The 12,058-nt window shown below is 59.4% G+C and carries 7 protein-coding genes; 3 read left to right on the forward strand and 4 right to left on the reverse strand.

The annotated features are described in order from the left end of the window. Positions 1–160 precede the first annotated feature (160 nt). Positions 161–3,118, reverse strand: a complete 2,958-nt coding sequence (locus AC1RJY_RS23840; RefSeq protein ID WP_011775765.1) for an Ig domain-containing protein — start codon at positions 3,116–3,118, stop codon at positions 161–163. A 171-nt stretch (positions 3,119–3,289) separates the two neighbouring features. Further along, entirely contained in the window at positions 3,290–5,203 is a 1,914-nt protein-coding gene (locus AC1RJY_RS23845; RefSeq protein WP_498603686.1) for an O-antigen ligase family protein, read from the reverse strand. Between the two features lie 60 nt (positions 5,204–5,263). Between AC1RJY_RS23845 and AC1RJY_RS23850 the strand changes: the two genes are divergently transcribed. Then, the gene (locus AC1RJY_RS23850; protein ID WP_498603687.1) at positions 5,264–7,789 is read left to right on the forward strand and encodes a carboxypeptidase regulatory-like domain-containing protein; all 2,526 of its coding nucleotides are present in this window, start codon (positions 5,264–5,266) and stop codon (positions 7,787–7,789) included. A gap of 64 nt (positions 7,790–7,853) precedes the next feature. On the opposite strand, the gene AC1RJY_RS23855 is transcribed toward AC1RJY_RS23850, so the two are convergent. Together AC1RJY_RS23855 and AC1RJY_RS23860 are read right to left on the reverse strand one after the other, a co-directional pair. Then, positions 7,854–8,864 carry a cation efflux transmembrane domain-containing protein gene (locus AC1RJY_RS23855; protein WP_498603689.1) on the reverse strand — a complete coding sequence of 337 codons (1,011 nt, stop codon included), beginning with the start codon at positions 8,862–8,864 and terminating at the stop codon, positions 7,854–7,856. Further along, complete coding sequence (locus tag AC1RJY_RS23860; RefSeq protein ID WP_498603690.1) at positions 8,861–9,340, reverse strand: transporter substrate-binding domain-containing protein; 480 nt, start codon at positions 9,338–9,340, stop codon at positions 8,861–8,863. The genes AC1RJY_RS23855 and AC1RJY_RS23860 overlap by 4 nt, the downstream gene beginning before the upstream one ends. A gap of 230 nt (positions 9,341–9,570) precedes the next feature. On the opposite strand from AC1RJY_RS23860, the gene AC1RJY_RS23865 reads away from it, so the two are divergent. Next, positions 9,571–10,932 carry a hemolysin family protein gene (locus AC1RJY_RS23865; RefSeq protein WP_011775770.1) on the forward strand — a complete coding sequence of 454 codons (1,362 nt, stop codon included), beginning with the start codon at positions 9,571–9,573 and terminating at the stop codon, positions 10,930–10,932. Next, on the forward strand, positions 10,925–11,965 hold the full coding sequence (locus tag AC1RJY_RS23870) for a hemolysin family protein (RefSeq protein WP_498603692.1): 1,041 nt from the start codon (positions 10,925–10,927) through the stop codon (positions 11,963–11,965). Before AC1RJY_RS23865 ends, AC1RJY_RS23870 begins: the two co-directional genes overlap by 8 nt. Positions 11,966–12,058: the final 93 nt, after the last annotated feature.

Raw genomic sequence — 12,058 nt, forward strand, 5'->3', positions numbered from 1 at the left:
TCAGCAAAGCAACAGTTAGGGGAATTGCGGACCTACGTTACGTGTCCTTGTGTTCGGATTCCCTGCATGCAAGAGCTGAATGCCGGTGAGCCACATGCAAACGGCCGGCCTGGAAACTTCAGGCCGGCCGTTTGGTTGTTCAGGGAGTTATGAAGAAAAATCAGGGTGTTTTGGAAAGGAAATGCTGGATGTTTTGGACGATCGGCGTCCTCGCGTCGTCCGCGAGATAGTTGATGTCCATCAAGACAACTACGCGACCTCTCCCGGCCTTCATATCCCCTTCAGCCCAAACCCCTCCGATGGCCACGGTCTCACTCCGCGCGAAGACGTTTCGGGCGTCCACACCTGCCAATCCGCTGATGGCACCGGGTGAATCCGGGTCAAAGCTGGTGAGCACGTTGGGCGCTTTGGTGATTTCGTTGCTGGCAGCAGGATTGAAGGTGAAGGGTCCCTGCACGTCGCCCATCCCGCCCACCACTACGTTTTGGTCGGTGAGTACATGACGCAAGACATTCTGAACGCTGGCGTTCAGGGCCTCGCAACACGGGCGTTCACCTGTGAGGTAGGCCGCTCCCCCGTCGGCTACGAAGCTGGCAACCCTGCGCTCGTCGGCTTCAGTCCATCCGTAGCGTGACGGATTCCAGATTGACTTGTAGCCGCTGAGGTCAGCAGGGAGAGCCGTTGCCTCCACAACCTCTGCTCCGGAATCCCGGAGAGTTTTCGCAACGTTTGCAATGCCGTACCCCTCATCACCGTCGGCGTAGACCAGGACTTTGTCGCCACGTGGTGGGGTTGGTTTCACCACTAATGTCAGCGGAGCCGACGCCACAAGCCCCGATTTGTCCGTCGCTGTAACAGTGATCTCGGCGGTAGCAACGGCAGCTGGAACACCCGACACTATGCCGGTCCCCGAATTCAGGGCGAGACCTGCCGGCAGGGCGCCCTTGGTTATCGTCCAGGTGTAGGGCTGGGTCCCTCCCTTGGCAGCGAGACCTATTTTGTATGCCTTCGCCACTGTCGCGCTGGGCAACGAAGTTGACAATACCTTCAATGGTTCAACCGACGGGGTTACTGCCGCGTCAGGAGTGCCGGGGGCCGGGGGCTTTGTGGACCAGGAGGCGATGGTCTTCTCATAGATAGTGCCGGAGTAGATGGTCACGTGAGGTCCGCCGTCGAAGAAGCAGACAAGGCAAGCACCAAGTTCGAATCCGACCCGGCCCTTGAGCTCAGCCATGGGGTCCTCGGTTGGGTGGTACGCGGCAGAGACGGACGCGTTGATCTGCCCTGTAATACCGACGATTTCCACCCAGGTGACGCGTGTATCGATTGCGCCCGTGAGGGTCGCTTCGATGCCTGAGTCGCTGGAAAGGCCCAGCGGCTCGTGCTCGGTGCCACACGTAGCGGCCCGGCTTTCCTGGCCATCCCGCCACTGGTAAGACGTACCGCATTTGAGGGTTACGGAAGTGCTGAGGTCCAGCTTGCCGTTGACTTCAAACGTCAGGGACGGCTGGGCCACCATGACGATGGCACCTGCGCCTGAGGGGACGGTCACCTTGACCTCGGGACCCGCCACCGTGCAGACGCCTTCCCCGGAAACTGCTGCTCCCAGGTTGACTGTGATGGATCCTTCGACGTTTGCCTGGAGTTGATGAAGACCGCCAAAGAAGGGCTTCCAATCGGCATAGAGCGAAGGTTTCATATTAGGCGTAACAGACAGGCCCTTGAGGTCTGCTGTCGCTCCGCCTTCACACTGTATTTTCTTCGGTGCTTGGACTGGTTCCTTTACAGCAAAGGGCGTGGAGAGCGCTTCAGATTCTCCAAGTGAAGTGGTTACTGCTGCTTCATCCGTGAAGTGCACGGTGCCCTCGGAGTAGGCCGCGGAAAGGTTGGCCGTGGAGACCGACACCAAAATTGTCCTGTCAGCGGTCATCTGGACGTCGTCGACGTTGAGGATTGCACCGGATTCGAGGTTGGCCCAAGGGTCAAGGGTCAGCACCTGGCCCACGGTCACATCGACGGCCGTAAGCTCCACCGAAACAATCTGGTTCGATTCAGGGTCCCTATTGATGGCAACGATGTTGTCCCCGGGGACGTGGACGGTGTTTTCCTGAGGCACCAGGATCTCGCAAGGCTTGCCTGCGCACTCCTCAGGCGCGGCTTCCGGGACGTTGAGGTTCAAGGTCCGCGACAGCGTCATTCCGGAATCATCAGTGGCTGTGACAGTGACCGGGTAGTCGCCTGTGGCCGCTGGAGAACCGGACAGCACACCTGTAGTCGAAAGAGTGACACCTTGGGGAAGGCCCGTTGCGTTCCACACCAAGGAGCCAAATCCTCCGGCCCCAGTGAGCTGCTCGAGGTACCTGACTCCGGCGATGCCATCCATCAAGTTATTGTTCGCAATGGTCAGTGGGCTTGTGTTCAAGTGGAAGCGGTACATAAACGCTGCCATAGCATCGCGGTTTACAGCCTGCAGCGCCCGGTACGTCTTGGAACCATTGGCTTCGGTCCAGCCGGTGCTGATGCCGGTAGAGGCGAGCCAAGCCATCTCTTTGTAGAACTGCTGGGAGGTGGCGACGTCGGCGAACGGCGAGACTGCCGGCGGTGTGTAGTCCGGGCTGCCTGCCAGGCGGTACAAGAACGCTGCCATGGCGTCGCGGTTTACAGGCTGCAGTGCCCTGTAGGTTTTGGTGAAACCGTCTGCTTCAGTCCAGCCGGTGCTGATGCCCTTGGACGCAAGCCAAGCCATCTCTTTATAGAACTGCTGGGACGTGGACACGTCAGCGAAAGGGGACTCTGCGGGCGGAACGAATCCTGGACTGCCGGAGAGCCGATACATGAAGGCCGCCATCGCGTCCCTGTTTACCGCTTGCAACGCCCTGTAGGTCTTTGACCCGTTGGCCTCGGACCAGCCCGTGCTGACTCCAGCCTTGGACAACCACGCCATCTCGGCGTAGAACTGCTGGGTCGTGGAGACGTCTGCGAAAGGAGACGTTGCCGGTGCCGGGAATGATGGGCCGCTATCTTGGACCACGGCGTCCGGCTGGGTTTGAGGTGCGGCCGCCGGGACAGTTGCAGGATCTGCGGGAGTCGCGTTTGCCGGAAGCATTCCGGTCATCATGAAAGCCGCTAGGGCAAGACTGATTCCGGAAGCAAGAAGCTTCCGTCTGTATTTATGGCGCACTTATGGCTACTTTCCGCACTCTTGGCGGAATTCCGCCCCCATTTTCATCTGCTGATGAGCAGATAATCAAAAAGATAGCGTTATTGTTCAATAACTCCAATTTCGGGTCTACCGAACCCTGGCCAGCTTCTCCTCAACTTCAGCGGCTTTTTCGGGCTGACCCGACACAACGTACAGTTCTGAGAGGATGGAAAGGGCTCGCTTCGGTTTGGGGGTCAGCGCAGCAGCACTCTCAACATCTGCGATCGCTCCCGCCATATCCTGTCCGTTGGCTTTGGCAAGTCCCCGGAGCAGGTAAGGCTCCGATGTCCACGGCGATCGGTCAATCTGCCTGTCTAGAGTCTTCTCCGCGGCCTCAACATCGCCGGTCCCGAGCTGCCCGATGGCAAGTGCACTAAGCGCCTCCATGGAGGACCGGTTACGTTCGACGGCGGCACTCGCCCACGTGACTGCGGCATCTGCCGCTGGGCTATCTCCTTGCACGGCCCTGACGGCGAATGCCTGGGCAGCAAGCAGATCCACGTCCTGGTCCCAGGGCCTGAGTGCCTTGGCTGCTTCAAACGCCTTTGAGGCCTGCTGGATGTTGCCTCTGGCGGACAGATCAGTCCCGGATTTCATGGGCAATTCCGCGCTTGCTGCCACACCACTTAGAATTGCGCCCACCAAGGCGAGGCCCGCCACGGAGAAACGTACCGGTGCAGGCACCGTGGTCCTTCGGCCTGCTGCTGCTTTCTCCTGCACGGGAGCAGTCGCCAAAATGGCGCCCGCCAGAACACAAACCAGGGCCACGGTTCCTGGCGAGGTGAAATGCGTCATCAGAGCGAAACCATATCCACAGACTGCCGCCAGCGCTCCAAAAAGAAACAGCCGTAGCTCGCTCACAGCCGTGGTGCGGATGCGATTGGTTCCGTTGGCGATCACCATGAAGATAAAGACTCCGACGGCCAGCAGAAGCAGGATGCCGCCTGCGCTGAGCAGTTGGAGGGGAAGCATGTGGGGGCTATCGGCCGGAAATTCCGTGCCTACATTCTTAGCGAACTCGTCTGTCAGGTTTAGCGGTAATGCATCAACAAATTGCGAACCGCCGATTCCGAGAAAATTCCCTTGCAGTGCCTTCAGGGACGCCTCCCACAAGTAAACACGACCAGTCACGGTTTCCTGGCTCAGAAGCCGTTCCGCCACGGACGGAATCGACCAAATCACCACAGCGGCAGCGCCGAAGAAGCCGAGCACTGTTGCAACCGCGAGAATCGGCTTTCCAGCTCTGGCCTGCCCGTACGCACGAAATCCGAGAATGAAAATTCCGACAAAAACCAAAACAAGGATGCACGCGCGTGAGCCTGAAGCTACCGTTACCACTCCCGCAGCTACGGCGCCTAGTTGAACCACTCTGTTCTTTGTCCACAATGCGGAGGGCAAGAGCAGCAGGCAGGTCACCAAGCCCACCAGACCCAGATCTGTTGCGTTGCCCAGTGTGGCCCCAGGGCGAACATCTTCACCACCACCAAGTGGGCGTAACCCAGCGGCCTCCGCTACTGCGATCGGCGCCAGGACAAACATTATGACGCTCAGGCCATTGATCAGTAGGCGGCGGTTTTGACCCGCCGTCGGTCCTCCCAGGATGCGCGAGCCCACAAGAATCAGTCCCACGTAAAGAAGCAGAACTGGCAGGCCCTCATACCGTGGCCATCGTCCAAGCAATGCGGCTAAGGGACTTTCGGAAAAGAGCGCAGCAACAACGAAGAGAACCGGTAAGGATACCAGCGTTAGCGTGGCTGGCCTCCCCCGCCGAGCACTTGAGGGGGCCAAAAAGGCAAAGAACACCACCAGAAACAGAAAGGTGATCTTTGGCAGCACGAACCGAAAAAGCCCATCCGGCAGCATAAGCAGGGGTGTCGCGACCAAAATCGTCATGGAAAGAACCGCCAAACGGCCTGTACCGAAAGTCAGCTCCCGAATTTCGCGTAATGATTGCAAGTATTTCCCCCATGATCGACAGGCCTGCCGATCAACAAATAGCATGTGGCTGACGCACCAGCTTGACTTGACTCGGCGTCGAAAACCAAATATATGGGGGCATTCATGAAGAAACAGAGTTTTTCGCGGAGATTACTTGCGCCCGTTGCCGGAATGTCTCTCCTCGCAGCCTCGTTCGCGGGCGCTCCGGCAGCAGTCGCAGCAGGTACGGCAAGCATCAGCGGAAGTGTCCAGATGCAAGCAGGCTCAAACGCATCCATGATCATCATTGACGCGTATAAGGACGGGGAGTACTACGACGAAACGAGGATCTGGAGTGAGTCCGGCGACTATACGTTGGAGGGCCTGGAGCCAGGTACATATAAGTTACTGTTCAGTGCACATGGCGACGAACAGAACCTGCCTATCGCTGAGTGGTACGACGACGAGGAGTCCCAGGGGGCTGCGCAATCCATCACGCTAGCCGGTGGTGAATCCCGAAGCGGAGTCTCAGCCATCATGAGTAGCGGCGCATCAGTCAGCGGCAAGGTAACCGTTCCAGCCGGCGTTGATGCCACCAAGGTAACGGTAGAAGCGATTCGCGACGGAGAATACAGCTCCCACCGTGCAGCCGTAAAGGCCGACGGAAGCTACTCGCTCACCAACCTGTTCTCCGGTAATTACAGGATCAGCTTCGACTGGGGAAACCCTTGGGACCAAGACCCCACACCAAGCCAAATCATTAGAAGCTACCTCGGTGGCAAAGATTGGTCCACGGCCACGTTGCTTAACGTTCCCAAGCAGGGGAACATCACGGGCCAGAACATCACGCTGGCACCTGCCGGCCTCGTAACCGGCAAAGTGACGCTGCCCGCCGGAGTGGACGCCACAAAGGTTTCCGTCCACCTGGAAAACACTGCCGACCCCCACGGCGGCGGAGGATTCGCCACACCGAAAGCTAATGGTGACTTCTCTGTTGGCGGACTCATACCATCTACTTACAAAATCTCCTTCTCCTGGAGCGGCAACGACTCACCGATCCTGTCCGCCTACTATGGACCGTCAGGCGCAACCTGGGACACCGCCACCTTGGTCAACGTTCCTGCCCTTCAGCCGGTCAGCGGAGTAAACCAGACGCTGATTGCCGCTGCGAAGATCAAAGGCAAGGTGACCGTCCCGGCCGGCTTCTCGCCGTCGAACGTCTTGGTCATGGCAAAAGACCCAATCGACCTCTCCTGGAAGGGCAGCGGGCAAACCGACTCAACAGGTGCTTTCACCATCGGCGGGCTCCCCGCTGGGTCCTACAAGCTGCAGTACTCAGCCAATAACCAGAACCTCCTTGAACAGTGGCAGGGCCAGAAGCTGGATGCATCAGCGTCAACCGCGGTCACCGTTACCACCGGCCAAACACAGACCGTGGCAAACGAGGTCCTGGTAGCCGGGGCGGCCGTGTCGGGCACCCTGAGTGTTCCGGCTGGGTCTTCCAGCCAAGCAACCTTCGCTACCCTCGTGGGGCCGGCCGGTGTTGTCACTCAATCACAGGTGGCGGGCAACGGCAGTTTCTCCTTCGATCGCCTTCCCGCGGGGTCTTACTCCATCGAATTCAACCGTTCAAGCGGTTTGACCACAACGGTGGAGGCGTCCTTCTTCAAGGATAAATCCGAATCCGCGGGCACATCCTCCGCCACCAAAGTGACCGTAGCCACCGGCGAAATCAAGTCGGGTCTGACCAGCACATCGAAGACCGGCGGCACACTCACCGGCAAGGTTGTGGGCACGGACGGCCAGCCACTGAACAACGTCCCCGTCCGCGTTTACACCAAGGACGGTTCGCTGGTCACTCGCGGCGCGAACACCATCGCCGATGGCACGTTCAAAGTGACAGGGCTCAGCACGGGAAGCTACCTGGTCTCGGCCAACATGATCCCCACCCGGCCTTCGGGTTCGCTCGGGACCATCTTCTCCGGCAACGTGAAAACGGAAGGGGCTGCGTCGAACGTAGCCACCACAGTGGGTACTAACACTGACATCGGCACACTGAGCTTCGCCACGGCAGGCAACGCAGGAACCGGATTCACCGACGTACCTGCGGGTGGGCAATTCAGCACGGAAATTACCTGGATGGCTACGGCCGGCATCAGCACCGGCTGGACGGAAGCGGACGGCTCCAAGACGTTCCGACCGCTCTCCCCCGTCAATCGTGACGCGATGGCAGCCTTCATGTACCGGCTGGCTGGCAAGCCTTCCTTCACGCCGCCAGCTACATCGCCCTTCGCGGATGTACCCACAAACAGCCAGTTCTACAAGGAAATCACTTGGCTCGCTGATAAGGGTGTTTCCACCGGTTGGACCGAAGCCGACGGAAGCAAGACCTACCGTCCCGTTCAGGCGGTAAACCGTGACGCGATGGCAGCATTCATGTACCGCTTGGCAGGGAAACCGGCCTTTACTCCCCCGGTTACTTCGCCCTTCACCGATGTGCCCACAGGCAGCCAGTTCTACAAAGAGATCACTTGGCTGGCAGCCCAAGGCATCAGCACTGGCTGGACAGAAGCGGACAACAGTAAGACGTTCCGCCCGGTGAACGCCGTCAACCGCGATGCGATGGCAGCGTTCATGTACCGCTACAACGCAAAGTTCAACGCAAGCTAGTCCCCAAGCAAAATGGCCGGCACCACAAAGTTGGTGCCGGCCATTTCTGCGTGTAGATGAAGGTTCAGTGTTCTCCTGAAAGGCCGGGCAGGAACTCTTCCGGCAGGGTGGAAACGGGAACCAGAACCATGTCCTTCGCCTTCCAGTCCAGGTCAATACATGCCTGTCGGGCTGATTCCAGCTGCTTCAAAGTGGGCATGTCTCCTGCCGGGACAACGAACGTTTCGATGTGAAAGACGTGCCCTTCGTCCCTGATCCGGGATTTTGCTGTTTCTACCCAGTCAAGTCCGCTGAGGTAGCCGTCAATCTCATGGCCCAAGGGGTGAGGTTTGGCGTCGTCGTAAGTCCTGGCACGTTTGTCCATGAGGGCGGTGATTGCTGCTTTGGTGTTGCGTACGCCGTCGTGAAGGATGCTCGCGGAGATGATGAGGGCGGCGACAGCATCCGCCCACCACCAGCCGATACCGATGCCCGCAACTCCGGCAGCAGCGGCGACAGCGGTCTGCCAGTCTGCTTTGTTCATGTCGGCGTTCGCATAGAGGACCTTGTCGTGCAGGGTCTTGGCCAGTTTCATCTTCTTGTGGCCCAAGTACACCGGCGGGCCTGCGGTCAGGAGCATCGCAACAATCATGACCCAGCCAAGCCAGATCGTCTGGCCGAAGAAGTCGAACCCTCCGATGGTGGGGTGCTCTGCCGTGAAGAGACTGATGCCGGAGTCGACAATCAAGTACGCGCCCATGACGGACAAGGCCACAGCCGCTACGACGTGGGCAACGCCAACGGCGCGGTGGTAACCGTAAGGATGCTCCTCGGTGGGGCGCTTGCGGATCACGCGGGCGGCAATCAGGAAAGACAGGGGCGGCAGGAACGACAGGACGTCTTCAAGCCACGCGGCCTTCATGGCTTGGGAGTTTCCCAGCAGGAGATAGATCATGGCGGTCGAAACCGCCAGGAACGCCACGGTGATCCACTCGAAGCGGATCGCCTTGCGTAACGCCTGGTGCTGCTCTTCAGGCAGTTCGGTGTGGCCGAAACGTGAGCTGGCGCTGTCGGGCCGGCTTTGGGTGGCTTTCACTTGGCGACCTCCGACTCTTTGAGGAACGTATCCAGTGTCAGGAGGAAGCCGTTCTCCCCCTTGGCGACCAGCATCACGTGCTTATGCTTTTTCCCGGTGTCGTCCACGGATTCGGTATAGGGCTGCGTCAGCGCTGCGTGCTTTTCCCATGGCGTGTCTTCGCGCAGGCCACCGATCATCAGGTCAAGTTCGCCGTGATCTACGCGTTCAGCCAGGATGTGTTCGGTGCCCGTGCTCCACTCCACCCTGGCATCCAGTTGCGCGGCGAACCTCCGCACCAGTTCGGCTTCGGTCCCAGTGGGCTCGCCGGAAGACGGGAGCTTCACCCAGTCGCCGTTGGGACTAGCGCCTACCCTGAGCACGCCACCGCTGACCCGGTCGAGTGTGCCCTGGGGATCAGCCGGAACGCTGACTCCGCAGCCCGTTAGCAGAATGACAACTGCCGTCAGAATAGCCAGTCGCCATCGCCTAGACATATCTCCGCTTCCTCCTATTGCTCTTGCCATAACTATAGGCAGGTTACTTATTATCTACATGCCTTAGTCCCAACCAACTTGGTCCTGATTCTGCCCACGGCGCACAGAGCCCATCGGGAACTAAACAGTCCGTAGACTTATTGGCACTATGGATGACCCTCCTTCACATATGCCCTGGCCCCTCGACCTTCTGACCGGCACGCCGGCCATCACGGGAGAGGGGCGCCCGAATGTATGAATGGATCATGCTCGGTATCGGCCTCGTCCTGACGATTGGTACCGGATTCTTTGTTGCCTCCGAATTCGCGCTGGTCAATCTTGACCGCAACGACCTTGAGGCTCGCCAAGCCCGCGGTGAGAAGCGCCTTGCACCCACCATCAAGGCGCTAAAGATCACCTCAACGCATCTATCCGGTGCTCAGCTCGGCATCACGTTGACCACTCTCCTGACTGGTTACACGTTCGAACCGGCCATCAGCCGGATGCTCAGCGGCCCACTGCTCGCGATGGGCCTTCCCGAGGCTGTGGTTCCCGGAATCGGCGCTGTTGCCGGAATCTTCCTCGCCACTATCTTCTCCATGGTGATCGGCGAGCTCGTGCCTAAGAACTTCGCTCTGGCCCTGCCATTGGCCACAGCCAAGGTGGTTGTGCCCTTTCAGGCACTGTTCACAGCCGTGTTCAAACCGGTGATCCTGCTGTTCAACAACACAGCAAACAGCATCATCCGTTCGTTCGGCATCGATCCCAAGGAAGAACTTTCCGGCGCCCGTAGCGCCGAAGAACTCAGTTCCCTGGTTCGCCGTTCCGCGCTTGAAGGGTCCCTTGACCTGGACCACGCCGTCCTACTGCACCGGACCCTGCGGTTCTCCGAACACTCCGCCGCGGATGTCATGACACCACGGGTGCGGATGGCCGCCGTAAATACCACCGACACCGCCGAGGACATTGTTACCCTCGCAACCTCAACCGGATACTCACGCTTTCCCGTTATCGGTCGTGACCGTGACGAGGTCCTCGGTGTCCTGCACGTGAAGCAGGCCTTCGCCGTCGCCCTGGATCAACGCGACCAGGTGACCGCTGCAGAGCTGATGATCGAACCATTGCGGGTTCCGGAATCCATGGGTGTCGATTCGTTGCTTGGCCTGCTCCGGAAGCAAGGCCTGCAGGTAGCGATTGTTTCCGATGAGCATGGCGGTACCGCCGGCATTGTCACCCTCGAGGACCTGGTGGAGGAGATCGTCGGCGAACTCGAAGACGAGCACGACCGCGCCCGAGTGGGTGTGGTCAGGACCGGTCGCTCCATCACCTTTGATGCTTCCCTCCGGCCCGATGAGCTCCTGGACAGGACCGGCATTGCCGTTCCTGACGGCGAGGAGTACGACACGGTGGCCGGATTCGTTACGGACGAACTGGACCGCATCCCCGAACTCGGGGACGAAGTCCGCGTCACGGACGGAACGTTGCGGGTTGAGCGCGTGGTAGGCACCCATGTGGAACGGATCCGCTTTACCCCTGACGAGTCACAGGCACCCCCAAAAAGTCCTCATGACCGCATCGTCGATAACCTCACGCAGGAGCTGACCCATGAGTGAATACCTTCCCGGCATCATCTGGCTGGTGGTGCTCCTGGTGGTGAACGCTTTCTTCGTCGGCGCCGAGTTCGCCGTCATTTCGGCCCGCCGGTCACAGATTGAACCGAAGGCGGAGGCTGGCAGCAAAGCGGCCAAAACCACGTTGTGGGCCATGGAGCACGCGACACTGATGCTGGCAACCAGCCAGCTGGGCATCACCGTGTGTTCCTTGGTGATCCTGAACGTCTCTGAACCGGCTATCCACCACCTCTTGGAAATCCCTCTCGGGCTGACGTCACTGTCCGGTGAAGCGATTGGCATCTTCGCCTTCGTAGCCGCGCTGTTGCTGGTGACCTTCCTGCACGTGGTCCTCGGTGAAATGGTCCCGAAAAACATCTCGTTCTCCGTCCCAACCCGCGCAGCGCTGATTCTGGCGCCGCCATTGGTGATGGTCGCCCGGATCCTCAAACCGGTGATCTGGACCCTGAACGGGATAGCGAACTCCATCCTTCGCCTGTTCAAGGTCGAGCCAAAGGACGAAGCCACCAGCGCATACACCTTGGATGAAGTAGCCAACATCGTGGAGCAGTCCACCCGGGACGGGATGCTGAGCGACACCAGCGGCACGCTGACCGCGGCGTTCGAGTTCACGTCCAAAACCGTGGCGGATGTCGAAGTGCCTATCGGCGAGATGGTACTCCTGCCAGCCACTTCAACGCCGGCGGACATCCAGCGCGCGGTGGCCGAGCACGGCTACTCCCGCTACATACTCACCGACGACGACGGTACGCCCACCGGTTATTTGCACCTCAAAGACGTCATGGACCTGACCACCCGGGAAAAATTCGACCAACCGGTGCCCGCCAAACGAATCCGCAAACTCGCATCCGCCTACAGCGGCAGCGAACTCGAGGACGCACTGGCCACCATGCGCCGCAGCGGTGCCCACGTCGCACGGGTTTTCGATGCTGCCGGGAACACCACTGGTGTGCTGTTCTTGGAAGACATCATCGAAGAACTCGTCGGTGAAGTACAGGACGCCACCAGTACTTAAGTGCTCCATCCCATCATGGTCATCGGCTGACGTTCTTGGACGCCACAAAAGGCAAATCCCACGACATCTGAGCCCTTTCTGTTGCTTCGCTTG

Source organism: Arthrobacter sp. GW822-FHT05G07 (assembly GCF_058799755.1).